Source organism: Serratia sp. TSO36 (assembly GCF_057808395.1).
On record NZ_JBJZOU010000002.1, the window covers coordinates 107,896 to 131,681 of the forward strand.

Consider the following 23,786-nt stretch of genomic DNA (forward strand, 5'->3'; position numbering starts at 1 on the left):
ATTGTACTGATAGTAAAAGAGAAAAAGGAACTGCCAGGGCGGGAAGCGCAAACTGAGCGAGTTGTGGCGGCTATTTTGCCGCCAATTGTTCACCTTCGCAATCATAAGGTGTTGTTTAAGTGCATTCTGATATTTCGCTTTTGGGTTGTCGCCGAACGCCGTGCCCGATAACCTCTTCTTAACATATCAATATGACACAAGATCGGGCGAGCGTTTGAGCGAGAAAATCGGCTGGATAGACAACCTGCGGGCGATAGCGTGCATGATGGTGGTGATGATCCACGCCACTACCTATTACGTCACCAACGGCGCGGCGATAGGGCTGCACAACTGGGATATCGCCAACGCACTGAACTCGCTGTCGCGCGTGTCGGTGCCGCTGTTCTTCATGATTTCCGGCTACCTGTTCTTCGGTGAAAAGAGCGCCGGCCGGCGGCATTTCACCCGTATCGCCTGCTGCATTCTGTTCTACAGCGCCATCGCGCTGATCTATATCGCGGCCTTTACCAAGATCGGCTTCTGGCCGTCGCTGCGCGCCATCCTGCAAAAGCCAGTGTTCTATCATCTGTGGTTTTTCTACGCCATTACGGTGATTTACCTGCTGTCGCCGCTGATCAGCGTCAAGCCGGTGTCGCGCCGTTACCTGGCCGCCGCGCTGGTGGTGTTGGCGGCGATCGCCAACCCGAATACCGACAAGCTGACCTTCGGCAATGCGCACCTGCTGCCGGTTAACCTGTATATCTACGGCGATACCTTCTACTACCTGCTGTATGCACTGGCAGGGCGGGCGATTGGCATGATGGAGGCGCGCGGGCGCGCCGTGGGCTGGCTGGCGGCGCTGGGATTTGCGCTGTGCGTGGCGCTGATCGCGCGCGGCACCAAGCACCAGCTGTTCATCAACGGCAACTTCGCCGATACCTACTACATCTACAGCGGCCCGCTGGTGTTTATGGCGGCGGTGGCGCTGCTGGTGTGGGTGAAACACTGTTTGCCGCAGCCGATCGGTTGGCTGAGCGTATTTTCCCGTCATTCGCTGGCGATTTACGGTTTTCACGCCCTGATCGTCAACGTGATGCGCAATCGGCACCTGGATTTCACCGGCCACCCGCTGCTGGATATCTTCTGGGTGTTCGGCGTGGCGCTGGGGGGCAGCCTGCTGCTGTCTGCCGGCCTGCAGCGGCTGGATACCCGCCGGCTGGTGTCATAGCGGCGAGCGCTGGCGCTGCTGGGCGCGGCGCAGCTGCCGCCCGGAAGAAAAACCGGCCGCCAGCGCGGCCTTCTCCAACCCATACCCTTGCTGCAGGCGCTGTTGCGCCACCGCCAACCGCAACTGCTCATGATACTCCCGCACGCTGATGCCGACGTGGTTGCGAAACAGCCGCGCCAGGTGGCGGCTGCTGACGTGCGCCTTCTCCGCCACCTGCGGCACCGACCAGTCGGCCTCCGGCTCGGCGGCCATCACGTCCTGCGCGCGGTGTACCGCCGGGTGCAGGTGGTTGCGGTAGCGCAGCCAGGGTGACAGCTGCGGATCGTCCCCGGCGCGGCGGAAGTAGACCACCATGTCGCGTGCGACGTCGCGCGCCCGGCCGGAGCCGCAGTGGCGGTGGACCAGGTGCAGCGCCAAATCGATGCCGGTGGTGATGCCCGCGCTGGTGTAGACGCCGCGATCTTCGACGAAGATACGGTTCTCTTTCACCTGCGCCGCCGGCGCCTGCCGGCGGATACGTTCGATGACGTCGTGGTGGGTGGTGCACTGATAGCCGTCGAGCAGCCCGGCCTGCGCCGCCAGCAGCGCGCCGGAACAGATGCACACCAGGGTGATGCGCTGCCGCTGCAGATCGGGCCGCAGCGTCGCCAGCCAGCGGCGCGCCTGCTCGGCCTCTTCCCCGGCGAAATAGCGCTGCGAATCGCCGACGCCCGGCAGCACCAGAATGGCGCCGTCTTCCAGGCGTTCGGGCAACGGCTGCAGGCCGCTCAGCGTCATACCGATGGAGCAGACGATCTGCGGCGCCGGGCTGAGATAACGCAGGCTGAACTGCCCGGCGAGGCGCAGGGTTTCCGCCGGGCCGCTGACGTCCAGCGACAGCACGTTGGGCAACAGCAGAAAATAGACGGCCTGCGACATGGTTACTCCTGTGCGAGTTGCGCCAGCGCCTCATCCACGCTGGCGATGCGGGCGAAACGATCGACCAGTACGGTTTCAGTATGCCGCTTCAGCTGTGCAGGGGTAAAGGTTTCACCGTCGGGATGACGCATCGGGAAGGTCAGCGTCGCCTCGGTGACGAAGGTCACCCGATAACCGAGATCGGACGCTACCCGGGTGGTGGTTTCGCAGCACTGCTCGGTGCGGATGCCGGAGACGATCAGGTGGTTGATATCCCGCTCCCGCAGCCAGGCGTCGAGGCCGGATTCGGTCAGCGCATTGTGTACGTGCTTATGCACGGTGATATCCGCCTGGTGGGTGAGGAACGGCAGGCGCTGCACGTGGCCCGAAGCCAGCGAGAACGGCCCCTGTGGCGAAACGTGCAGCACGTCGACCAGCGCTGCGCCGCGTTGTTGGCAGCCCGCGATCAGGCGCGTCAGCGCCTGCTGAAACGCCGGCAGATCGTCCTCCTGCCAGAATGGACGGTGCTGGAATGATTGCTGGACATCGATGATCAATAACGCGCTCTGTGACATTTTCGGCCCTCCGCCTGTGTGTGTAGCGACCATCTTGCGCCGCACCTTACTCTGGCAGAAGGCCAAAAACGGCCATCATGATGACAACAGCGGACCGACCTTAGGCTTTGCTCACCTGGCCGGCCACCAGGCGCCCCTGATGGAAGGTGGCGCTGCGCGCCGGCAGGCGGGCGACCGCCTCGGCGGAACAGCTGGCGTTGACCAGCACGAACTCGGCGGCGTCGCCGGCTTTTGGCCAGGCGCGCTGGCCCTTATCGTCCAGCGGCAGCACGCCGCCGGTGGAGATGGCCATGGCGCGCGACAGGTGATACTCGTCGGAACCGCGGTACAGCTGGGCGTACAGATTGGCCTTCTCCAGGATGTCGCCGGTGCCGAACGGCGACCAGTGGTCGATCACGCTGTCGGTGCCGGTCATCACGAACACCCCTTTCTCACTGAGCTGCGGCAGCGGCATCATCAGGCCGCCGATCGGCACCGTGGAGGCGATGGTGATCTGCTGCGCCGCCAGCCGGGTGGCGGTTTCCGCCAGTTCGCCCGGCGTCAGCGTGGTCAGGGCGAAAGCGTGGCTGATGGTGACCTTGCCACGCAGCGCCGGGTTTTGCTCCACGGTGGCGATCATGTAGTTGATGGCGGCGACCCCGGCCGGGCTGGTCTCATGCAGGTGGATATCCACGCCTTTGCCGGTATCGAGGGCGATCTGGAACATGGCGTCGAGCGATTGCTCCATCGCGCCGTCGACGTTGGTCGGATCCAGCCCGCCGACGTACTGCACGCCCATCTGCATCGCTTCGCGCATCAGCGCATCGACCCTGGAGTGCAACAGCCCGTGCTGCGGGAAGGCGACGATTTCACAGCTGAAATCCGCCCGGTGGTTTTCCAGCGCGCGCTGCAGGTGCTCCAGGCTTTTCAGGCCGCTTACCGGATCGATATTGCAGTGGCTGCGCGCCACGGTGCTGCCCTTGGACTGCAGCAGAGCGATCAGGTTTTCCGCCCGCTGCTGCGAGGTGGGCAGCAGTTTCGGGATCAGCGTCTGCTCCAGTGCGATCATGTCCATGATGGTTTTGCCCTGGCGCGGGCGCGGCGCCTGCCACGGGCCGCTGTAGAAGGTTTTGTCCAGGTGGATGTGCATGTCGCGAAACGCCGGCAGCAGCAGCTGGCCCTGCGCCTTATAGCGGGGCACGCCGGCGGGCAACGCGGCGTTGGCGGCGTGAATGGCGGCGATCTTGCCGTCTTTGATCTCCAGCGTATACAGCGCGGTGCGGGTGCCGATCACCGTTTCGCCGTCGTATTCAAAGCCGTCTTCCAGCCGCACCTCGCTCAGGCAGTAGTGGCGATCGGTCAGGGTCATCGGTGCCGGTGCGCACTGCCCGTCGCCCGGTGAAGCGGCCTGCGCCATGCCGCCCGTCAGGCCGATCACCGCGCAGGCGGTGGTGAGTTTGCCGGTTTGGCTGAGGAAGGCTCTGCGGCCCGGTTGTTGAGGGTTTTCCACGTTCGGTTCCTTAATCCAGAGGTGAGGGGTGAAAACATCCCCCAATTTAGGAGAGGAACTGGCCGGTTGGCAGCGACATTTGCCACTGGTGACTATTCGATTTGGTAATGATCGGCGTCTGCTGGTGGGATGGTTCTCCTGGCTTGCTCTTTCGCAGCTTTAATGGCTACATTTGTAGTCATTAAAGCTACATTGAGGCCAGCGTGATGCACGATCCGATGCTCGAATTACTGTTCAGCGAATACCGTAGAAAAGTGCTAAGCCTGCTGTTTATTGAAGCCGGGCAGGCGTTTCATGTGCGAGAAATTGCGCGGCGCACCGCAACTCAGGCCGGGACTTTACATAAAGAGTTGAGCAGGCTGGCTGAAGGCGGCATCTTGCTCAGGCAGCGGCAGGGCAACCAAATTTGCTATCAGGCTAACGCCGATTGCCTGATTTTTCCCGAGTTGGCGGCGATTTTCCGCAAGGCTTGCGGGCCGGCTGCGCGCTTACGGCAGGTACTGACTGGATTTGGGGAAGACATCGAACGGGCTTTCATCTTTGGTTCCGTCGCCAGTGGCAAAGCGACGGCGGCCAGTGATATTGATGTTCTGATCGTCGGTAAACTGTCTTTTGCGGATGTGATTCAGGCGGTTTATCCGCTGCAGGAAACGCTGGGTCGGGAAATTAACCCCAAACTTTACTCGCCGGAAGAGTGGCGAGCAGCTTTGGCCGAGAACTCCGCGTTTATTCAGGACATTATGGATAAACCCCAACTTTGGATTGTGGGAGACAAGGATGACGCTGGACAATCTGGTCGGGCTGGGACTGGAGGTGATAACGCCTGACGCGGGGGCGATTAAAAAATTGTTGGCCGCCGCCGCTCGCAACCGACGCGATGCGGGTATCACTCAGCTCAGCAATGAGAGCCGTTTCGACACGGCATATAAGGCGGTCATGCAAATGGCTAATGCCGCTTTACAAGCCAAAGGGTACCGCACGCTGACCAGCAAGCCCGGCCATCACCAGATCATGATCCAATCGTTGCCGCTCACCGTAGGGCTGCCGCGCGAGGAAATGATCTGCCTGGACGCAATGCGAAAGCAGCGCAACGTGGCGGATTACTCCGGCGACTTGGTGACGGACGCGGCGATACAGGCTTGCCTTGAGCAGACAGAGGCGCTGTGGGGGCGGCTTATCGACTGGCTGCAACGTGAATATCCGCAGATAGTGGCGTAAGCGGCCTCACTTCAACCTGCAAAACACCGCCAGCCGCTGGGCCAGCGACAGCGTGGCGGCGGGAGCACCGTCGCGGTAGTAGAGCGCCAGTTCGAAGCTGTCTATCGGCGGCAATCCTTCGGCTTCGCCCAGCACCCGATGCGTGGGCAGACGGCAGCCGGCCGGCAGCAGGGTGATGCCCAGCCCGGCGGCGGAAGCGGCGGTCAGCGCCGCCAGACTGGCGCTGCTGTAGCCGATGCGCCAGCGTTTGCCGAGGTTGTCCAGCGCCTGGCACAGCTCGTCGCGGTACAGGCCGCTGAGCGGAAATACCGCCAGCGGCACCGGCGATTGCTCGATGGCCGGGAAGGCCAGGCTGTCCAGCCACAGCAGCGGTTCCGGCCGCGCGGCGCGCGGCGGTTGCCGGCGGCGCTGCTTCACCAGGATCAGATCCAGCTCTTCACGCGCGTAGGCGCTGTGCAGATCGGCGCTCAGGCCGCTGGCGACGTCCAGCCGCAGGTGCGGGTGCTCGCGGCTGAAGTCGGCCAGCAGTTCGGTGGTGGGCACGGCGAAATCCTCCGGCATGCCGATCCGCAGCACGCCGTCGCGCCAGATGCCGGTCAGCGCGTCGTGGGCTTCTTCATTCAGCGCGATGATGCGGCGCGCGTAGCTCAACAGCTTGACGCCTTCTTCGGTCAGCAGCACCTGATGCGAGGAGCGCTCAAACAGCGGCTTGCCCAGCATCTCTTCCAGCCGGCGCACCTGCTGGCTAACGGTGGACTGCGACAAAAACACCCGCTCTGCGGCGCGGGTGAAGCTGTTGCTGTCGCATACGGCGACGAAGCTGAGCAGCAGCTGCGGATTGAACATCGGGTAGCGATTCATTTTCCCACTGTTGGCTATTTTATTATTTAATTTCCCAATACTAGCGGCGTTGCCTACAGTAACGCAACGCTGCGGCGATCGCGCTGTGACGCTGCACTCTTCATTTCGCAGTACCAGGAATATACCTTGTTAAATCATTCTGTTAATTCACCTTCTTCGCGCCGCTGGTTCAACCCTCTGCTGCTGGCGCTGGTGTTGATCGGCCTGAACATGCGGCCGCTGTTGACCTCGATCGGCCCGTTGCTGCCGACGCTGCGCCAGGCCACCGGGCTGAGCTTTGGCGGCGCGGCGCTGCTGACCACGCTGCCGGTGCTGATGATGGGCCTGATGGCGTTGGCGGGTGGCGCCATCAACCGGCTGTTCAGCGAACGCAGCGCCGTGGCGTTGAGCCTGTTGGCGATCGGGTTGGGCGCACTTTGGCGCGAGCTGGCCCCCGGCAGCGTGCAGCTGCTGATGAGCGCGGTGCTGGGCGGGCTCGGCATCGGGGTGATCCAGGCGGTTATGCCCGGCATCATCAAGCATCATTTCCTCAACAGCATGGCGCTGGTGGCCGGGCTGTGGTCGGCGGCGCTGATGGGCGGCGGCGGGCTGGGTGCGGCGATCACTCCGTGGCTGATGAGCATAGGGCACGACTGGCACAGCGCGCTGGCCTGGTGGGCATTGCCGGCGCTGGTGGCGCTGCTGGCCTGGTGGCCGGTCAGCCGCGGGCTGTCGCGCCTGGGCGCAGCGGGAGAAAACCGCGGGCCAAGCCTGCTGCGCAACCGGCGCGCCTGGCTGCTCGGCGCCTATTTCGGCCTGATCAACGGCGGCTATACCAGCCTGATCGCCTGGCTGCCGCCGTATTACATGCAGCTCGGTTGGCAGCCGCAGGCCAGCGGTTCGCTGCTGGCGCTGATGACCTTCGGCCAGGTGGTGGGTGCGCTGCTGCTGCCGGCGCTGGCGCGCAATCATGACCGGCGGCCGCTGCTGTTGCTGGCGCTGATGATGCAGCTGATCGGCTTTATCGGCCTGATTTACCTGCCGCAGACGCTGCCGTGGCTGTGGGTGTTGGTTTCTGGGCTGGGGCTGGGCGGCGCGTTCCCGCTGTGCCTGGTGCTGGCGCTCGATCACCTGCACCAGCCGGCGGCGGCCGGGCGGCTGGTGGCCTTTATGCAGGGCGTCGGTTTCCTGCTGGCGGGCGTGACACCCTACCTCTCCGGCCTGCTGCGCGACTACAGCGGCGGCTTCGTGCTGGACTGGCAGATCCACGCGCTGCTGGTGGTGGTGCTGATCGCCATCACCTGGCGCTTCCACCCGCACAGCTACCGGCGGGCGTTCGCCGAATAATATTTCTGTCATTGCCGCTCCCTATAGTGACGTTGCTTTTACTTCTGGGCGATAACAACGAAAAGGGACCATGACATGCACAACACCAAAACCCGGCTGGCGCTGCTGGTCGGCTGCATGGCGCTGAGCGCCAACCTGTGGGCCGACGCGCAGCCGGTGCAAGCGACGCTGGCCGGGCATGCGCTGCTGCCGGTGAAATCCACCGTTTCCACGCCGAAGGACGCGCCGAGCGATCTGCAGCTGAGCGGTAAGTACACCAGCGGCAAACGCGTCACCGAGCTGGGCAGCGTGGCGGGCAAATCCGCCGATCGCCTGACCGGCCTCGGCCTGCCGATCGAAGGCCAGCCGCTGCAGGGCCACTCCGGCATCAAACACATGCCCGACGGCACCTACTGGGTGCTGACCGACAACGGCTTCGGCAGCAAGGCCAACTCGCCGGACGCCATGCTGTATCTCAACCACTACAAGATCGATTTCAAAGACGGCACGGTCGCGCCGCTGAAGACGGTTTTCCTGCACGATCCGGATAAAAAGGTGCCGTTCCACATCATCAACGAGAGCACCGAGCAGCGTTATCTGACCGGCAGCGATTTCGATCCGGAAAGCTTCCAGTTTGCCGACGATGCCTTGTGGATCGGCGAAGAGTTCGGGCCTTACCTGATCAAGGCCGACCTGAACGGCAAAGTGCTGGCGGTGTTCGACACCCAGGTGGACGGCAAGGTGGTGAAATCGCCGGACAACCCGACGCTGACCCTGCCGGGCGCGCCGGACGGCAAGCAGAACTTCCAGGTGGCGCGTTCCAAAGGCTTTGAAGGCATGGCCGCCTCGCCGGACGGCAGCAAGCTGTACCCGTTGCTGGAAGGGGCGCTGTGGGACGGCGAGCAGTTCGAGAACGTCGGCGGCAAACGCTACCTGCGGGTGCTGGAGTTCGACGTGAAACAGCAGGCCTGGACCGGCCGCAGCTGGCAGTACGTGCTGGAAGACAACCAGAATGCCATCGGCGACTTCAATATGATCGACGCCACTCACGGGCTGGTGATCGAGCGCGACAACGGCGAAGGCACGCCGGATAAAGCCTGCGCCGCCGGCGCGCCGACCGACAACTGCTTCAGCCAGGTGGCCAAGTTCAAGCGAGTGTATAAAATCGCTTTCTCGGACGCCAACGTCGGCAAACCGGTCGACAAACTGGCCTATATCGACCTGATGAACATCCAGGATCCGAACAAGCTGGCGCGCAAGCCGCTGAACGACGGCGTGCTGACCTTCCCGTTCTTCACCATCGAGAACGTGGACGTGGTGGACGCTAACCACATCATCGTCGGCAACGACAACAACTTCCCGTTCTCCTCCAGCCGCCAACCCAATATGGCGGATGACAACGAGTTCATCCTGCTGGACGTGAAGGATTTCCTGAAGTAGCGCTCCCTGGCCGCCGAATCGCCGGCGGCCGCCATTTCCCGCTTAGCGCAGCGAACAAACTGCGCTATAATCAGCGCCTTGCTTCTCCCTTCTCCAAGGAAGATCCTCGTCCCCGGTGGGGCGGCCGGACTTCAAATCCGGTTGGGGCCGCCAGCGGTCCTGGGCAGGTTCGACTCCTGTGATCTTCCGCCAATCAATATCTCCCAATCTCCCCTGTGATTGTCGGCTACGGTAGGGGTAATTTACTCCTCTCATTTTGTGATAGTGCGGCTTGTGTGGGTAGAAGAAACGTTCATGAAGAAGGACTACGAGGCGGTAAGCCTTGACGTAAAAACCGCTTACGCGGCCTTTTTATTTCTGAGGAACAGGGCAAGCAGATACAGGGCGCCCAGCGGCAGGGCCATGACAAAACAGAAGGCATAATACAGGATCAGCACCCCACCTTTGCCGATGGTATCGGCGAACAGTCCGCGGTGCCAAAATTCTTCACTCGTGAACCGCAGGGCGGCCGTTTCAATGCCTTTTTTAGCACAGGGATACAGTAAAAAGCTCAGGATGGAGAGGATCAACGAAAGTGCGATATTCACCATGTCCTGGAAAGAATAGATGTAATAAAGCGCGGTAAAAAAATAGGCCGCTCCCCACACCTGACTTTTCCAATAATACGCTTTGGTCATTTGTGCCTCCCTGGGCATGAGTTCCTTTCTGTTTCGTGCTTGGCGAAATGGAATACCGATGCCATTGCCCGCGTCGCGCGGTTTACCCAAGACGTCTGAGTATGCGCAGGGCTTCGGCAAAATGCCATGTTACCGGCTTATCTGGCAGGCGTATTTGGGTTCTGCCGCGAGCGTCTTCTCTCCCCAACACCTAACCCCTTCACTCCCTTTGCAAAAAGAACTGCTTGATGGTCTGCCGCAGCCAGCGGTGCGCCGGATCGCGATCGAGGCGAGGGTGCCAGGCCTGCACGATAAACACTGACTCCAGGTCGAGCGGCAGTTCGATCTCTGCTAACGGCAGGTGGATGTTGCTCACCCCCTGCAGCACGTGGCGCGGCAGCGGCAGGATAAAGTCCGATTTCATGGTCAGCAGCATTGCTGAATGGAAGCCCGGCAGGGTCAGGGCGACGTTGCGCTGCAGGCCGAGATCGCGCAGCGCATCGTCGATCGGCCCCTGGGTGCGCCCGCGGCGGGAGACGCTGATATGCGGGTAATGGGTCAGGGTTTCGGGCGTTACCCGGCTAATGATCGGGTGCCCCGGCCGCACCAACGCCTGAAAGGTGCTGGTGAACAGGCTCTGCGTCTTGATTTCCGGGTGCCAGTCGCGTGAGGAACCGATCACCAGATCCACCTTGCCGCTGCGCAGCGCGTCATCCTCGCCGTCGCTTTCGGCGATAAACTTCAGGCCGCTCAGCGGCGCCATGTCCCGCAGCGTCTCCAGCAAGCCGCCTGCCAGCGCGCCGATAAAAATGTCGTTGGCGCGAATGGTGAAGGTTCGGGTCAGCTTGCCGGGCTCGAAGGATTCATTCGGCGCGATCAGCGCGGCGGCCTGTTCGATGATATCACCGAGCTGGCGTTTCAACTCCAGCGCGCGCGGCGTCGGCACCAGATGCTTGCCGGCCCTGACCATGATCGGATCGTCGAACTGCCGGCGGATGCGCCCCAGAATGCGGCTCATCGCCGGCGCGCTCAGATTCATCTTCTCGGCGGCGCCGCTCACGCTGCCTTCTTCCAGCAGCAGATTCAGCGCATAGATCAGGTTGAAATCAATTTTTTGCGGCATGGCCTCTCCGGTGGGGGTGCGCTCAATGGATTGCGTTTTGTGCAACTAGTTAATTACATCATTTCATTTTAAACAATCGAAATAAGCCCGGATACTGCCCACGACAACAAAGATTGAGGCTGAAACAGCAGGAGTGGGGAATGGTTGAGGTGTCTGTTACGCCGCGCCAAAAAAATCGATGGCTCGCCAGCGCCGGCGAAATCAACGGCCGAACCTGGCTGGGGTTGTTCGGCGTGTTTTTGGCGGTGATGGCCAGCGGCGTGGGGGAAAACGCCAGCAAGTTCGCGCTGGCGGATATACAGGGCGGTATGCTGCTGAGCTTCGATGCCGGCAGCTGGCTGACCACCTGTTATGTCACCGGCTTTGTGATCGGTTCCGGGTTCACGCCCTGTTTTTGGCCGACCTTTTCGCTGCGCCGGGTGGCGTTGACGATGTGCGGCATTTACCTGGCCGGAGGGCTGCTGACGCCCTGGTTGGGAGAACAGTATGGCGCGCTGCTGGCGGTGCGCAGCCTGCAGGGCTTCGCCGGCGGCGCGTTGCCGCCGATGCTGATGACGGTGGTGTTGCGTTTTATGCCGCCGCTGATCAAGGTGCTGGGGCTGGGCGCCTATGGCTGGGTCTCCGCCTGGAGCGCCACGCTGGGCGCCACCGCCGCCGCCTTTGCCTTTCACTGGGGCTGGAGCGGATATTTCTACTGGAACCTGCCGCTGATGGCGATCGCCGCCGTGTGTATCGGCTACGGTCTGCCGCAGGATCCGCTGCGGCTGGAGCGCCTGCGGCAGTTCAACTGGCGCGGTCTGCTGCTCGGCGGCATGGCACTCGGCATGCTGACGATGGGCATCTCACAGGGGGAGCGCCTCGACTGGCTGAACTCACCGCTGATCTACGTTTTATTGTTGGGCGGCATCGGGCTATTGGCATTATTTCTGATGAATGAATGGTATCACCCGCTGCCCTTTTTCAATTTGCAGTTATTAAGCAAAAGGAATTTGTCCTTCTCCCTAATTACGCTGGGTGGCGTGCTGTTAATTATGGTGTCGCTGGTTAATATCACGTCGGGATATTTAGCCGCGATTCAGGGTTATCGTCAGGAACAAACCTCCGATTTGATGCTGTGGGTGGCGTTGCCGCAATTAATTACGCTGCCGATTGTCGCCATTATTTGCAATACGCCGCGGGTGGATTGCCGCTGGGTGCTGGCGATCAGCCTGCTGTTGATGGCCACCGCCTGCGTGCTGGCCGCCCAGCTGACGCCGGAATGGAACGGCGACACGTTTCGCGTTATCGCGTTGTTGCAGGCGGTCGCTCAACCGATGGCGATCATCCCCCTGTTGATGCAGGCGACCGGCGGGCTGTTGCCGACCGACGGGCCGTTTGCGGCGGCCTGGTTCAACGCGGTGAAGGGTTTCGCCGCCACCGCGGCCGGCGGCGCCATCGCGCTGCTCAGCCGGCAGCGCGGGGACTATCACGCCGGCACGATCGCCGACGGCTTTGGCTCGGCCTACAGCCGCGCATTGGGGTCGGCGGAGCAGTTGGCGCAGCTTGCCGCGCGGCAGGGACACGTGCTGGCCAGCGCCGATCTTTATCTGTTGGTTGCCGGCCTGGCGTTATTACTGACCGCGCTGATTTTATTTATGCCGACCCGTATTTATCCGCCGCGTTCGGTCGCCGCCTGACATTTTATCATCAGAAATAAATATTAAGTGGAGTCAATTTTATGGCTAACAAGAAAGTCGCCGTCGCCGTATTGGCGGTTACCGTCATTACGCTGGGGTTATTAATCAATAAATTCTTTATTAAAGAAACACAGCAGAATACCAACGACGCCTATATTCGCGCCGATATCTCGCGTATTTCTCCGCAGATTGCCGGTGAAATTGCGCAGGTGTTGGTCAGGGACAACCAGTGGGTCAAACAGGGTGAATTGCTGGCGGTGATCGACCCGCGTGAATTCAACGTCGCGCTGGCGCAGGCGACGGCGCAGGAGCAATCCGCCCGCGCCCGGCAGGACGACGCTAGGGCTAACCTCACCCGCCAGAGTGCGCTGATCGCCGCCGCGCTGGCGGAGCGGCAGGCGGCGCAGGCGGAGCTGGCGTTTGCGCGCCAGGAGCAGAATCGCTACCAGAGAATGGCCAGCAGCGGCGCGGGCTCCCAGCAGGCGGCGCAGCAGGCGACAACGCGGGTGCACACGCTTTCCGCCAATGTGGCGCAGGCGGAGGCGACGCTCAAAGCGGCGCGAAACATGGAGCAGGTGCTGCAAGCCAAGCTGGCGGACAGCGATGCCGAGCTGATGCTGGCGCAGGCCAAGAAAGCGATGGCCGAGCTGAACCTGTCTTACACCCGTATCACCGCGCCGATCGGCGGCGTGGTCGGCAAGAAAAGCCTGCGGGTCGGGGAGTTCGTCAAACCGGGCGATGCGCTGCTGGCCATCGTGCCGCAGGACAAGCTGTACATCATCGCCAACTACCAGGAAACCCAGCTGGAAAACATTGCGCACGGGCAGTCGGTGGACATCCATATCGATACCTTTCCCGGCCAAACGCTGAAAGGGCAGGTGGACAGCATTGCGCCGGCTTCCGGCGTCAGCTTCGCGGCCGTGGCGCCGGAGAACGCCACCGGCAACTTCACCAAGATCGTTCAGCGCATCCCGGTGAAGATCGTGTTTGATAGCAACAAGGAGCACGCCGCCTTGCTGAGCGCCCTGCGCGTCGGCATGTCCGCGGACGTCAGCATCAATACGCTGGACGGAGGCCTGCAATGAACAGAGCCGTGATCCCGCTGCTGTTGATTGCGCTGAGCGGCTGCCGGGCGGTAGGGCCGGACTACGCTCGGCCGCAGAACGCGCTGCCCAATAACTGGGGCGAGCAGGCCGGCGGCGGGGCGCTGCCGGTGGCCTGGTGGTCGATATTCAACGACGCGCCGCTGTCGCAACTGGTGCAGCGCGCGGCGGCCGGCAACCTGGATCTGCAGCTCGCCACGGCGCGCATGCAGCAAAGCCGCGCCCTGCTGGGCGTGACCGAGGCGGCGCTGATGCCGGATCTGAGCCTGGACGGCGCCTATCAGCGCCAGCGCGCCACCTCGGTGGGCAGCATGGATCCGTCCGGCAACGGCGGAGAGGCGGATTATAACCTCTGGCGCGGCGGATTCAGCGCCAGCTGGGAGCTGGACATGTGGGGCAAGCTGCGTCGCGCGTCGGAAAGCGCGCGCGCCGGCTTCGCCGCTTCGCAGGAGAATCGGCGCGCGCTGCTGACGTCGGTGACGGCGGAGGTGGCGAGCGATTATCTGCGCCTGCGCGCCACGCAGCAGCAGCTGGCGGTGGCGCAGGAAAACCGCGCCACGGCGTTGCGCACGCTGCAGCTGACGCAAAGCCGTTATCAAAGCGGCGCGGGCAACGAACTGGATATCGATCAGGCGCAGGTGCAGTTGGCGCAGGTGGATGCCCTGCTGCCGACGCTGGTCGATCGGCAGGAACGCTTGATCAACGCCATCAGCCTGCTGTTGGGCGAGCGGCCGGGCGCGCTGAAAGCGATGTTGTCGCCGACGGGGCCGCTGCCGACGCTGGCGCGCGCGGTGCCGATGGGCGTGCCGTCGGATCTGGCGCTGCGCAGGCCGGATATTCGCGAAGCGGCGGCGCGTTTGCATCAGGCGACCGCCGAGATCGGCGTCGCCACCGCCGACTACTATCCGCGCATCACGCTGACCGGCAACGCGGGCTATCAGGCGCTGGCGCTGGCGGATATGGGCAGTTGGTCCACGCATACCTTCGCCATCGGCCCCACCCTGTATCTGCCGCTGTTCGACGGGGGGAAAATCACCCAACGGGTGCGCCTGAGCGAATACCGGCAGCAGGAAATGGCCATCGCCTACCAGCAAACGGTGCTGCGCGCCTGGCACGAGATCGACGACGCGCTTTCCGGCTATCGCGCCCAGCAGCGCCGCCAGACGCACCTGGCCGAGGCGCTGGCCGCCAACCGGCACGCGTTTGCGCTGGCGCGCGACAGCTATCTGAACGGCGCCAGCGATTTTATCCATGTTCTGAGCACGCAGCGTGCGCTGCTGGATCTGCAGTCCGCGCAAATTGTTTCTCAGGAGGAGACGGCGATCGCCGTGGTGAATATCTATCGAGCGCTGGGCGGTGGCTGGGAACACACCTATCCGCCGGCGGCGCCACAGGAGAAGGATGATGCACAACACGCTGAATAAAATTGTCGATGAGATGCTGGAAAGGGACACCCGCCGCAAACGGGAGGCCCGGGTGAGCGCCGTGCGGCAAGTCACCGCCCGGATCCGCCGCATCACGTTGAGCGGCGACGATGTGGATAAGTTTATCGCCGATCCGCGCGCGCAGGAGCCGGCCAGCTGGGTCAAGGTGTTCTTCCCGTGGCGCGACACGCTGGCCGGACGGGCTTACACCCTGAGCGGCATCGACAAACTCGCCCGCACCTTCGATATCGACATGGTGCTGCACGGCGAAGGCCCGGCGTCGAACTGGGCGCGTGACGCGATGCCGGGCGACAAGCTGGGGTTTGCCGGCCCTTGCTCCGGCGGCTTTCGTCTGTTGCCGCAAACCCGCTGGCTGCTGTTGCTGGGCGATGAGACCGCGCTGCCCGCCATGCGCACCATCCTCGCCTCGCTGTCTGCCCCGTTGCCGGTGCTGTGGTTCGCCGAAGTGGGCGATGCGCAGGAAATTCAGGACGTCGATTGCTCCTTTTTGCAGGTGAACAGCTGGCAAATCCGCACCCGACATTTCGACAGCGTGATGAACAGCCCGCTGGTGCAGGCCGTCAGCCATTGCGAGCTGCCGCCCGGCGAAGGGCAGGTGTGGCTGGCCTGCGAACACCAGGTCGCCGCCTATCTGAAGGCGCGCTTTATCAACGAAATGGGCATCTCCCGCGCTGCGCTGTTTGCCAAGGGTTATTGGAAAAAGGGCGAAGCCAACTTCAAGGGTGCGATTTAACTCAGGTGAACGAGGGTTGTTATGATTGAGAGAGTGTTATTGGCGGTGGACTGTTTTGAACACAGCGGCAATGCCCTGGATTTTATGGCGCGCCTGCAAGGCAGCATCGGCGGCGTGATCGTACTGACGGTGGTAGACAATGCCTTCACGCTCAGCCGCAGCGGCCTGCGTTTCGACAGCGACGAGCGCGAGGAATATCCCGCCGCCCAGCGCGAAGAGGCGCTGGCGGAAAAGCAGGTCGGACAGGTGACGCGGGCGCTGAAACAGATGGGCTTCAACGCCCAGGGGCTGCTGGCCGCCGGGGCGCCCATCGAGGTGATCCCGGAACAGATGGCATTGTTCAACTGCGATTTGCTGATCATCTCGCACCGCCACCTGTCTTCGTTGGGGCGCTGGCTGAACGCCTCCGTCACGCGCGGCCTGCTGGATGAGATTGGCCAACCGGTATTGGTGATCCCGCGCTAAGCTATGGGTAAGGGCAGCCGCATGCGGCTGCGCGCGTTCGGCGACGAAGGCCGAACATACCGGAGGTCAACATGCGAAGCCTGGAAGATCAACTTGCCGCTTATGCCGCCTACCACCGCGATGCGCGCAATATCGCCACGCATTTTATCGGCATCCCGCTGATCGTCGTCAGCCTGCTGGCGCTGCTCTCCCGGCCGGCGTGGGGTGCGGGATGGCTGCCGTTTTCGCCGGCCTGCGCGGTGGCTATCGTCGCGGCCCTCTATTACCTGCGGCTGAGCCTGCGCCTTGGCGTCATGATGCTGGCGTTGCTGCTGCTGTGCCTCGGGTTCGGCGCCTGGGTGGCGTCGCTGTCGACGGCGGCGTGGCTGAGCATCGGCATCGGCGGTTTCGTCATCGGCTGGCTGTTTCAGTTTGTCGGGCATTTCTGGGAGGGGCGAAAACCGGCGTTTATGGACGACGTGACGGGTCTTATCATCGGCCCGCTGTTCGTGCTGGCGGAAGCCTGCTTCCTGGCCGGCGGGCTGCGCGAACTGCAGCGGAACATCGAGCTGCGCTCGGGCAAAGTGCGCAATGCAAAGCGCTAAACGAGGCGATTCCGATAGTCAGATGAAGAGCCTCTTTCAAAGAAAGAGGCTGAATGGGTTCAGATTAGGCGTGTTGGATCAATTTCCAGGTGACGCCTTTGCCGCCATAGGGAGGCATGATATTGCCTTTGGCGATTGGCGCTGTGGTTGAGGGTTTGCCAACCACTTCCCAGACACCGCTTTCCGGGCATTTCTGTCCTGTTGAGGCGGTAGTACCAATAGGTGACTTAGACATACGATCTTTCCTTAATCAAAGCGGCGCCACCATAGCGCCGGGCATAAAGATATTTACATGTTCGCTTATATATTCAACCCATAGGGGAGAATATGGAAGATAGGCATATTTTCTCTTTCTTATTTGGATTCTTTGACTTTTTTATTTACGTTTTTAATTTTTAAATATCAACTTATTTATCATTTTAATCTATGAGTTGTAATTATTTTTGAATTTAATTGTTTTGGAAGCTATCTGTAAAATGTTTTCAATTTCATTATGTTAGTTTCTTTTTGTGTATTCTGATATCAATGGTGTTTATTTGGCTTATATAATTCATTTCAGAATTATATAAGAATTTATTTTGTTGGTTACATTCATTGCGTGTATATCAGTGAGTTGGTAGGGCAAGGGTTTTCCATGCTATCGCCGATAACGCATAATCAGTAAGGAATATCGTTGGTTTTTCATTGGATTTATCCGGGCATGGTATGCGGAGGTTAAATACCCCAAGTGCAGAGTGATTCCCCTCGGCGCTTATCCTTCAGACGCATTAACGCCATTCTCCGCACGCATCGCCGCAATCGCGGTAAAGCAACCTCGATGCCCAATGCCGATCTCACCTCCTCACTTTTAACAAATTTGCAAAAGTCTTTTAGCCTCCCGCCTGCTTATCTTTGGTGTGATCAATGTCATACTTTCGGCATCTTAACTGTTCCCGCGCTTCGGCAGCGGAAAACCGGAGTTGTTGCATGAAAGTGAATTATCCCTTGTTAGCGCTGGCGGTAGGGGCGTTCGGCATCGGCACTACCGAATTCTCCCCCATGGGCTTGCTGCCGACCATCGCCAAAGGGGTGGACGTCTCCATTCCGATGGCCGGCATGTTGATCAGCGCCTACGCCGTCGGCGTGATGGTCGGCGCGCCGCTGATGACGCTGCTGCTGTCGCACCGGGCGCGCAGAAGTGCGCTGATTTTCCTGATGGCGATCTTTACCCTGGGCAACGTGCTGTCGGCCATCGCGCCGGATTACACCACCCTGATGTTGTCGCGCATCATCACCAGCCTGAACCACGGCGCCTTCTTTGGCCTCGGTTCGGTGGTGGCCGCCAGCGTGGTGCCGAAAGAGAAACAGGCCAGCGCCGTGGCGACCATGTTTATGGGGCTGACCATCGCCAATATCGGCGGGGTGCCCGCCGCGACCTGGCTGGGTGAAACCATCGGCTGGCGCATGTCGTTCCTGGCGACGGCCGGGCTGGGCGTGATCGCCATGCTGGGGCTGTGGTTCTCGTTGCCGAAAGGCAGCGCCGGCGCGCGCCCTGACGTGAAACGCGAGCTGTCGGTGCTGGTGCGGCCGCAGGTGCTGACCGCGCTGCTGACGACCGTGCTGGGGGCGGGCGCGATGTTCACGCTCTATACCTATATCTCGCCGGTGTTGCAGCACATCACCGATGCGACGCCGCTGTTCGTGACGGTCATGCTGGTGTTGATCGGCGTCGGTTTCTCCATCGGCAACTACCTGGGCGGCAAATTCGCCGACCGCTCCGAGAGCGCAACGCTGAAGGGTTTCTTGCTGCTGCTGGTGGTCATTATGCTGGTGATCCCGTTCCTGGCGCGCAGTGACATCGGCGCCGCGGTCAGCATGGTGATTTGGGGTGCGGCGACCTTTGCCGTGGTGCCGCCGCTGCAGATGCGCGTGATGCGCGTGGCCAGCGAAGCGCCGGGGCTGTCGTCTTCGGTCAACATCGGCGCCTTTAACCTGGGCAATGCGCTGGGTGCCGCCGCCGGTGGCGCGGTAGTCTCCGCCGGGCTGGGATACAGCTTCGTGCCGGTGATGGGGGCGATTATCGCCGGGTTGGCGCTGCTGTTGGTGTTGTTCACCAGCCGCGCCGCTGCAAAAGTCGTTTACGCCAACGGCTAAATACGCAGATGCGGCGGGCCTGCTCGCCGCATCTACTCAAAGCCGAGCAGGCTGAACGCATCGTCCTGCGGGGCGTAACCCAGCAGGCGACGGGTCTCTTCCAGCGATAAACGCGTGTAGCGGTTATTGGAAACCCCGTGCACCACCGCATATTGCACCCCTTCGACGCGAATGCAGCGCTCCAGCAGATCGGCGGCGTCGCGATGGCTGAGGAACGCGCTCATGTCGCGAGCGCTGAGCCGATCGCCCGGGCTGAGGGTGGTGAAGTTGGCGATGCGCACCGACAGGGCGGAAAGCCCTTCCTGATGGGCGAAGTAGGCGGCGATGCCTTCGCCGAAGGCTTTGCTGGCGCCGTACAGGTTCTTCGGCTTCGGCGCGTCGTCCGGGCGGATTTGGTAATCGAGCGGGTAGCCTTCCACCGCCTGCGCGCTGCTGGCGAACACCACCCGGCGGCAGCCGGCGTCTTTCGCCGCGCGGAAGATATTGAAGGTGCCGAGAATGTTGTTGTCCATCAACGAGCCGCAGAAGTCGGCATCGGGGGAGGGATCGGCCGCCAGATGCAACACGGTGTCGATATTGGCGCAGGCCGCGCGGCAGGCGTCGAGATCGGCGATGTCGAAGCTGATGACTTCGTCGCCCGGCTGCCGATCGCTCAGCAGGCTGATGTCTCGTTCCGCCAACCGTAGCGGGTAGCGATCGCCCATCGCCAGACGAAACGCCGTGGCTACCCGGCCGCCGGCGCCGGTGATCAGAATCCGTCCCAACTCAGTCCGCAACGTCATGGTCGCTGTCATCCCTACAATCGATTACGCGTTGACCAGTAATAATCGCCCGCGTGACTTTTGTCCAGTCGTTTTAATTAGTCTCTCTGATGTTTCTGTCGCCATCGTCAATTGCGCACGGTGATTTTTGCGCGGGTGAATATCGTGGGATGTTAACGATGCGCAATCAGGTTTGGCGATCTATTTACCTTATGGATTGCGGGTTGTGACGAAAAAACGAGGACTGGCAGTGGATGAGCGAGCGCTTTGCTTTCGCTTGATAGTGAATTATTAGGTTAGTTAATCTTATGTTTTTGGGCGAAGCGGAGCGGTACTCCGCCACCCCTTTCCATTCTATCGCCTGCGCGATATATCACCGTGGCGCTGAAGCCGATAGAGGGCGGCAGGCCTTATTTGCCACCCCGGGACGGTTTTGCCCACCCGATCACAGTTCGGCAATTTGCCGGCGCAAAGCCTTGCGCCGGCAAAATCCGCGGTGTTAACGTCATAACTCAACCGATTTAGGGTTGTTACTGCTACGGCAGGCAAAACCTAAACCTCGCGTTTCTGTTCCCCGATGGGGCAGAGGCCGCGAGGTTTAGGTTTTTTTTTGCGCCGAATTCCACCTCAGCGCCAGGCCAGCGGGGGGAGGGGAGCGGCAGAACGCGAAGTCTAAGGATAACCGTATGAAATATGACACATTAGCCAGTGAGATTTTGGCCGGCGTCGGTGGCCGCGACAATGTGAAAAGCCTGGTGCACTGCGCCACCCGCCTGCGTTTCAAGCTGCGCGATGACACTCGCGCCAACGCGGCAGCGCTGAAGAAAAATCCTGGCGTCATCATGGTGGTAGAGAGCGGCGGCCAGTTCCAGGTGGTGGTGGGCAACCACGTGGCGGAGGTGTTCGACGCGGTTAACCGCGTCGGCGGATTGGCCGACGGCGCGCCGTGCGACGACGCGGGCGGCAAAAAAGACAACCTGCTCAGCCGCTTTATCGATCTGGTGTCCGGCATTTTCACCCCGCTGCTCGGGGTGATGGCCGCTTCGGGGATCCTGAAAGGCTTCCTGGCGCTGAGCCTGGCCTGCGGCTGGCTGCTGGAGAGCGGCGGCACCTTCAAAATGCTGTTCGCCGCCAGTGACTCGCTGTTCTACTTCTTCCCGATCATGCTCGGCTACACCGCCGGGAAAAAATTCGGCGGCAACCCCTTCGTCACCATGGCGATCGGCGGCGCGTTGACGCATCCGCTGATGATGGCGGCGTTCGAAGCGGCGCAGCAGCCGAGGGCGGTGCGCGAGTATTTCTTCGGCATTCCGCTGACCTTCATCAACTACAGCTCGTCGGTGATCCCGATCATCTTCGCGGCCTGGGTATCTTGCCGCCTGGAGCCGCTGTTTAACCGGGTGATCCACAGCGCGCTGCGCAATTTCATCACGCCGCTGCTGTGCCTGGCGATCACCGTGCCGTTGACCTTCCTGCTGATCGGCCCGGCGGCGACCTGGCTCAGCCACCTGCTGGCCAACGGCTATCAGAGCATTTACGCCTTTAACCCGATCATCGCCGGCGCCTTTATGGGGGCGATGTGGCAGGTGTGCGTGATCTTCGGCCTGCATTGGGGATTGGTGCCGTTGATGATCAATAACCTGAGCGTGCTGGGGCGCGACACCATGGTGCCGCTGCTGTTGCCGGCGGTGATGGGGCAGGTCGGCGCCACGCTGGGCGTGATGCTGCGCACCCGCGACACCAAGCTGCGGGCGCTGTCCGCTTCGGCCATCGGCGCCGGGATCTTTGGCATCACCGAACCGGCGGTGTACGGGGTCACGCTGCCGAACAAACGCCCATTCATCTTCGGCTGCATCGGCGGCGCGCTGGGCGGTGCGGTGATCGGCTACTTCCAGACCTCGGTCTACTCGTTCGGCCTGGTGAGCGTCTTCACCTTCGCGCAGATCATCCCCGGCGGCGGCATCGACGCCACGGTATGGGGCGCGATCGGCGGCACCCTGCTGTCGTTCGTGTTCGCCGCGCTGGCCAGCTACCTGTTCGGCGTCGCGCCGGCGGAAGAGACGGCGCAGCCTGAAGCTGCCGCGCCGCTTAACCGCAAACAGGCCATCCTCAGCCCGATCGCCGGCGACATCGTGCCGCTGGATCAGGTGAACGACGCGACCTTCGCCAGCGGCCTGCTTGGGAAAGGGGTGGCGATCGCGCCGCAGCAGGGGCGCGTGGTGGCGCCGGTGAGCGGCAGCGTGGCGTCGCTGTTCAAAACCAAACACGCCATCGGCATCGAATCGGACGACGGCGCGGAGATCCTTATCCACGTCGGCATCGATACCGTGAAGCTGGGCGGGGCGCATTTCACCGCCCACGTGCGGGAAGGCGAGCGGGTCGCCCCGGGCGATCTGCTGATCGAGTTCGACCAGGCGGCGATCCATGCCGCCGGCTATGACACCACCACGCCGATCATCATCAGCAACAGCGATGACTACGTGGACGTGTTGACCAGCGGCCTGTCTCCGGTGCAGGAACAGGCGCCGCTGCTGACTTTATTACGTTAATTGAGGAGCAAGCGATGAACGGCAAGTTTCCGCAACATTTTCTGTGGGGCGGCGCGGTAGCGGCGAACCAGGTAGAAGGCGCGTATCAGGCCGACGGCAAGGGGCTGTCGACCTCCGATCTGCAGCCGCAGGGCATCTTCGGCGCCATCACGCCGCGCACGGCGGGCGACAGCGGCATCAAGGACGTGGCGATCGATTTCTATCATCGTTACCCGGAGGATATCGCGCTGTTCGCCGAAATGGGCTTCAAGTGCCTGCGCACCTCGATCGCCTGGACGCGTATTTTCCCGCAGGGCGACGAAGAGACGCCGAACGAAGCCGGGCTGGCGTTCTACGATCGGCTGTTCGACGAGATGGCGAAGTATGGCATTCAGCCGCTGATCACGCTGTCACACTATGAGATGCCTTACGGCCTGGTGAAGCACTACGGCGGCTGGGGCGATCGGCGCACCATCGATTTCTTCGAACGCTATGCGCGCACCGTGTTCGAACGCTACAAGCACAAGGTCAAACACTGGCTGACCTTCAACGAAATCAACATGTCGCTGCACGCGCCCTTCACCGGCGTCGGCCTGCCGCAGGAGAGCGACAAGAGCGCCATCTATCAGGCGATCCACCATCAGCTGGTGGCCAGCGCCAAAGCGGTGAAAGCCTGCCACGAGATCGTGCCGGAGGGCAAAATCGGCAACATGCTGCTGGGCGGCATTCTGTATCCGCTGAGCTGCAAGCCGGAAGATCTGCTGGAAACCCAGCGGCAAAACCGCGACTGGCTGTTCTTCGGCGACGTGCAGGCGCGCGGTTATTACCCGGCCTATATGCAGCGTTTTTTCCGTGAAAATGGCATTCAGGTGGCGATCACCGAGGAAGATCGGCAAACGCTGCGCGAAACCATCGATTTCATCTCGTTCAGCTACTACATGAGCGGCTGCGTCACCGCCGATCCGGAGCAGTACGAGACGGCGCGCGGCAACATTCTCGATATGGTGCCGAACCCGCACTTGGCCAGCTCGGAGTGGGGATGGCAAATCGACCCGATCGGGCTGCGCTACCTGCTCAACGTGCTGTACGACCGCTATCAGAAACCGCTGTTCATCGTCGAGAACGGTCTGGGTGCCAAAGACTGCGTCGAGGCCGACGGCAGCATCCACGACGACTACCGCATCAACTACCTCAATGACCATCTGGTGCAGGTGGCGGAAGCGATCGACGACGGCGTCGAGGTGATGGGCTACACCAGCTGGGGGCCGATCGATCTGGTCAGCGCCTCGAAGGCCGAAATGTCGAAGCGCTACGGCTTCATTCACGTCGACAGGGACGATGCCGGCAACGGCAGCCTCGCGCGCCGCCGCAAGAAGAGTTTCTTCTGGTATCGCGATGTGATCCACAGCAACGGCGCCAGCCTGAAAGACCGACGCTAACCTCTAAGCCCGGCGGCAAGCGCCGGGCATTAACCTAACGTTATTCGCTGCTGTTCATGATGGGAAATTCTCTCCCAGGGAATGCTGTTGCCCGCAGTCAGCCGTTATGCGGAGAAATATAATAATGATGAAAAGCTTATTACCTCGT

General features: G+C 61.6%; 22 protein-coding genes and 1 tRNA gene. 15 read left to right on the forward strand and 8 right to left on the reverse strand.

Annotated elements, in window-relative coordinates:
- The first annotated feature begins 214 nt into the window (after positions 1 to 214).
- Complete coding sequence (locus tag ACK3CV_RS00820; protein ID WP_049197058.1) at positions 215 to 1,207, forward strand: acyltransferase; 993 nt, start codon at positions 215 to 217, stop codon at positions 1,205 to 1,207.
- Here the strand turns inward: ACK3CV_RS00820 and ACK3CV_RS00825 are convergent.
- From ACK3CV_RS00825 to ACK3CV_RS00835, 3 genes are all read right to left on the reverse strand, one after another.
- The gene (locus tag ACK3CV_RS00825; protein WP_033636576.1) at positions 1,202 to 2,125 is read right to left on the reverse strand and encodes a GlxA family transcriptional regulator; all 924 of its coding nucleotides are present in this window, start codon (positions 2,123 to 2,125) and stop codon (positions 1,202 to 1,204) included. The two genes, ACK3CV_RS00820 and ACK3CV_RS00825, sit on opposite strands and share 6 nt — an antisense overlap.
- 2 nt (positions 2,126 to 2,127) lie before the next feature.
- Complete coding sequence (locus ACK3CV_RS00830; protein ID WP_033636578.1) at positions 2,128 to 2,679, reverse strand: isochorismatase family protein; 552 nt, start codon at positions 2,677 to 2,679, stop codon at positions 2,128 to 2,130.
- A 100-nt stretch (positions 2,680 to 2,779) separates the two neighbouring features.
- Positions 2,780 to 4,168 (reverse strand): amidohydrolase family protein, encoded by a 1,389-nt coding sequence (locus tag ACK3CV_RS00835; RefSeq protein ID WP_049197054.1) that lies wholly within the window; start codon positions 4,166 to 4,168, stop codon positions 2,780 to 2,782.
- A 206-nt stretch (positions 4,169 to 4,374) separates the two neighbouring features.
- Between ACK3CV_RS00835 and ACK3CV_RS00840 the strand changes: the two genes are divergently transcribed.
- Positions 4,375 to 4,995: a nucleotidyltransferase domain-containing protein gene (locus tag ACK3CV_RS00840; protein ID WP_164039753.1), complete on the forward strand. Its 621-nt coding sequence runs from the start codon at positions 4,375 to 4,377 to the stop codon at positions 4,993 to 4,995.
- Positions 4,946 to 5,386 (forward strand): DNA-binding protein, encoded by a 441-nt coding sequence (locus ACK3CV_RS00845; RefSeq protein ID WP_164039709.1) that lies wholly within the window; start codon positions 4,946 to 4,948, stop codon positions 5,384 to 5,386. Before ACK3CV_RS00840 ends, ACK3CV_RS00845 begins: the two co-directional genes overlap by 50 nt.
- Positions 5,387 to 5,392: 6 nt before the next feature.
- Here ACK3CV_RS00845 and ACK3CV_RS00850 read toward each other — a convergent pair whose 3' ends face one another.
- Positions 5,393 to 6,247: a LysR family transcriptional regulator gene (locus ACK3CV_RS00850; RefSeq protein ID WP_049197051.1), complete on the reverse strand. Its 855-nt coding sequence runs from the start codon at positions 6,245 to 6,247 to the stop codon at positions 5,393 to 5,395.
- 126 nt (positions 6,248 to 6,373) lie between these two features.
- Between ACK3CV_RS00850 and ACK3CV_RS00855 the strand changes: the two genes are divergently transcribed.
- The 3 genes from ACK3CV_RS00855 to ACK3CV_RS00865 all read left to right on the forward strand — a co-directional run bounded on the left by ACK3CV_RS00855 (position 6,374) and on the right by ACK3CV_RS00865 (position 9,184).
- Entirely contained in the window at positions 6,374 to 7,573 is a 1,200-nt protein-coding gene (locus ACK3CV_RS00855; protein WP_072008410.1) for a cyanate transporter, read from the forward strand.
- Between the two features lie 75 nt (positions 7,574 to 7,648).
- On the forward strand, positions 7,649 to 8,992 hold the full coding sequence (locus tag ACK3CV_RS00860; RefSeq protein WP_164141449.1) for an esterase-like activity of phytase family protein: 1,344 nt from the start codon (positions 7,649 to 7,651) through the stop codon (positions 8,990 to 8,992).
- Positions 8,993 to 9,089: 97 nt separating this feature from the next.
- Positions 9,090 to 9,184 (forward strand) — tRNA-Sec (locus ACK3CV_RS00865).
- A gap of 146 nt (positions 9,185 to 9,330) precedes the next feature.
- On the opposite strand, the gene ACK3CV_RS00870 is transcribed toward ACK3CV_RS00865, so the two are convergent.
- Positions 9,331 to 9,669 (reverse strand): colicin E1 family microcin immunity protein, encoded by a 339-nt coding sequence (locus tag ACK3CV_RS00870; RefSeq protein ID WP_050595963.1) that lies wholly within the window; start codon positions 9,667 to 9,669, stop codon positions 9,331 to 9,333.
- Positions 9,670 to 9,868: 199 nt separating this feature from the next.
- Positions 9,869 to 10,771, reverse strand: coding sequence for a LysR family transcriptional regulator (locus ACK3CV_RS00875; protein ID WP_033636590.1), 903 nt, complete (start codon positions 10,769 to 10,771; stop codon positions 9,869 to 9,871).
- Between the two features lie 140 nt (positions 10,772 to 10,911).
- On the opposite strand from ACK3CV_RS00875, the gene ACK3CV_RS00880 reads away from it, so the two are divergent.
- The 6 genes from ACK3CV_RS00880 to ACK3CV_RS00905 all read left to right on the forward strand — a co-directional run bounded on the left by ACK3CV_RS00880 (position 10,912) and on the right by ACK3CV_RS00905 (position 16,777).
- Complete coding sequence (locus ACK3CV_RS00880; RefSeq protein WP_164039712.1) at positions 10,912 to 12,447, forward strand: MFS transporter; 1,536 nt, start codon at positions 10,912 to 10,914, stop codon at positions 12,445 to 12,447.
- 41 nt (positions 12,448 to 12,488) lie between these two features.
- A complete protein-coding gene (locus ACK3CV_RS00885) occupies positions 12,489 to 13,532 on the forward strand; it encodes an HlyD family secretion protein (RefSeq protein ID WP_033636592.1) in 1,044 nt (347 codons plus the stop codon).
- Positions 13,529 to 14,974 carry an efflux transporter outer membrane subunit gene (locus tag ACK3CV_RS00890; protein ID WP_164039715.1) on the forward strand — a complete coding sequence of 482 codons (1,446 nt, stop codon included), beginning with the start codon at positions 13,529 to 13,531 and terminating at the stop codon, positions 14,972 to 14,974. Before ACK3CV_RS00885 ends, ACK3CV_RS00890 begins: the two co-directional genes overlap by 4 nt.
- Positions 14,955 to 15,728 (forward strand): siderophore-interacting protein, encoded by a 774-nt coding sequence (locus ACK3CV_RS00895; RefSeq protein WP_033636595.1) that lies wholly within the window; start codon positions 14,955 to 14,957, stop codon positions 15,726 to 15,728. Before ACK3CV_RS00890 ends, ACK3CV_RS00895 begins: the two co-directional genes overlap by 20 nt.
- A 21-nt stretch (positions 15,729 to 15,749) precedes the next feature.
- Positions 15,750 to 16,193 (forward strand): universal stress protein, encoded by a 444-nt coding sequence (locus tag ACK3CV_RS00900; protein ID WP_033636596.1) that lies wholly within the window; start codon positions 15,750 to 15,752, stop codon positions 16,191 to 16,193.
- Between the two features lie 71 nt (positions 16,194 to 16,264).
- Positions 16,265 to 16,777: an Mpo1 family 2-hydroxy fatty acid dioxygenase gene (locus ACK3CV_RS00905; protein ID WP_164039717.1), complete on the forward strand. Its 513-nt coding sequence runs from the start codon at positions 16,265 to 16,267 to the stop codon at positions 16,775 to 16,777.
- A gap of 64 nt (positions 16,778 to 16,841) precedes the next feature.
- Here the strand turns inward: ACK3CV_RS00905 and ACK3CV_RS00910 are convergent, their stop codons facing one another.
- Positions 16,842 to 17,012, reverse strand: a complete 171-nt coding sequence (locus ACK3CV_RS00910) for a hypothetical protein (RefSeq protein WP_162846235.1) — start codon at positions 17,010 to 17,012, stop codon at positions 16,842 to 16,844.
- A 731-nt stretch (positions 17,013 to 17,743) separates the two neighbouring features.
- Here ACK3CV_RS00910 and ACK3CV_RS00915 point away from each other — a divergent pair.
- The gene (locus ACK3CV_RS00915) at positions 17,744 to 18,910 is read left to right on the forward strand and encodes an MFS transporter (protein WP_164039720.1); all 1,167 of its coding nucleotides are present in this window, start codon (positions 17,744 to 17,746) and stop codon (positions 18,908 to 18,910) included.
- 32 nt (positions 18,911 to 18,942) lie between these two features.
- Here ACK3CV_RS00915 and ACK3CV_RS00920 read toward each other — a convergent pair whose 3' ends face one another.
- On the reverse strand, positions 18,943 to 19,692 hold the full coding sequence (locus tag ACK3CV_RS00920) for an NAD-dependent epimerase/dehydratase family protein (protein ID WP_033636599.1): 750 nt from the start codon (positions 19,690 to 19,692) through the stop codon (positions 18,943 to 18,945).
- Positions 19,693 to 20,357: 665 nt separating this feature from the next.
- On the opposite strand from ACK3CV_RS00920, the gene bglF reads away from it, so the two are divergent.
- Together bglF and ACK3CV_RS00930 are read left to right on the forward strand one after the other, a co-directional pair.
- Positions 20,358 to 22,220, forward strand: coding sequence for a PTS beta-glucoside transporter subunit IIABC (bglF, locus tag ACK3CV_RS00925; protein WP_164039723.1), 1,863 nt, complete (start codon positions 20,358 to 20,360; stop codon positions 22,218 to 22,220).
- A 14-nt stretch (positions 22,221 to 22,234) separates the two neighbouring features.
- Positions 22,235 to 23,638: a glycoside hydrolase family 1 protein gene (locus ACK3CV_RS00930; protein ID WP_164039726.1), complete on the forward strand. Its 1,404-nt coding sequence runs from the start codon at positions 22,235 to 22,237 to the stop codon at positions 23,636 to 23,638.
- Positions 23,639 to 23,786 lie beyond the last annotated feature (148 nt).

Bases quoted from the DNA above. Each gene is read 5' to 3' on its own strand.
- ACK3CV_RS00930 (WP_164039726.1), top strand. From the start codon at position 22,235: ATGAACGGCAAGTTTCCGCAACATTTTCTGTGGGGCGGCGCGGTAGCG.
- ACK3CV_RS00830 (WP_033636578.1), bottom strand. From the start codon at position 2,679: ATGTCACAGAGCGCGTTATTGATCATCGATGTCCAGCAATCATTCCAG.
- ACK3CV_RS00880 (WP_164039712.1), top strand. From the start codon at position 10,912: ATGGTTGAGGTGTCTGTTACGCCGCGCCAAAAAAATCGATGGCTCGCC.
- ACK3CV_RS00900 (WP_033636596.1), top strand. From the start codon at position 15,750: ATGATTGAGAGAGTGTTATTGGCGGTGGACTGTTTTGAACACAGCGGC.
- ACK3CV_RS00845 (WP_164039709.1), top strand. From the start codon at position 4,946: ATGACGCTGGACAATCTGGTCGGGCTGGGACTGGAGGTGATAACGCCT.
- ACK3CV_RS00915 (WP_164039720.1), top strand. From the start codon at position 17,744: ATGAAAGTGAATTATCCCTTGTTAGCGCTGGCGGTAGGGGCGTTCGGC.
- ACK3CV_RS00920 (WP_033636599.1), bottom strand. From the start codon at position 19,692: ATGACGTTGCGGACTGAGTTGGGACGGATTCTGATCACCGGCGCCGGC.
- ACK3CV_RS00910 (WP_162846235.1), bottom strand. From the start codon at position 17,012: ATGTCTAAGTCACCTATTGGTACTACCGCCTCAACAGGACAGAAATGC.
- ACK3CV_RS00905 (WP_164039717.1), top strand. From the start codon at position 16,265: ATGCGAAGCCTGGAAGATCAACTTGCCGCTTATGCCGCCTACCACCGC.
- ACK3CV_RS00895 (WP_033636595.1), top strand. From the start codon at position 14,955: ATGCACAACACGCTGAATAAAATTGTCGATGAGATGCTGGAAAGGGAC.
- ACK3CV_RS00840 (WP_164039753.1), top strand. From the start codon at position 4,375: ATGCACGATCCGATGCTCGAATTACTGTTCAGCGAATACCGTAGAAAA.
- ACK3CV_RS00875 (WP_033636590.1), bottom strand. From the start codon at position 10,771: ATGCCGCAAAAAATTGATTTCAACCTGATCTATGCGCTGAATCTGCTG.
- ACK3CV_RS00850 (WP_049197051.1), bottom strand. From the start codon at position 6,247: ATGAATCGCTACCCGATGTTCAATCCGCAGCTGCTGCTCAGCTTCGTC.
- ACK3CV_RS00870 (WP_050595963.1), bottom strand. From the start codon at position 9,669: ATGACCAAAGCGTATTATTGGAAAAGTCAGGTGTGGGGAGCGGCCTAT.
- ACK3CV_RS00860 (WP_164141449.1), top strand. From the start codon at position 7,649: ATGCACAACACCAAAACCCGGCTGGCGCTGCTGGTCGGCTGCATGGCG.
- bglF (WP_164039723.1), top strand. From the start codon at position 20,358: ATGAAATATGACACATTAGCCAGTGAGATTTTGGCCGGCGTCGGTGGC.
- ACK3CV_RS00890 (WP_164039715.1), top strand. From the start codon at position 13,529: ATGAACAGAGCCGTGATCCCGCTGCTGTTGATTGCGCTGAGCGGCTGC.
- ACK3CV_RS00825 (WP_033636576.1), bottom strand. From the start codon at position 2,125: ATGTCGCAGGCCGTCTATTTTCTGCTGTTGCCCAACGTGCTGTCGCTG.
- ACK3CV_RS00885 (WP_033636592.1), top strand. From the start codon at position 12,489: ATGGCTAACAAGAAAGTCGCCGTCGCCGTATTGGCGGTTACCGTCATT.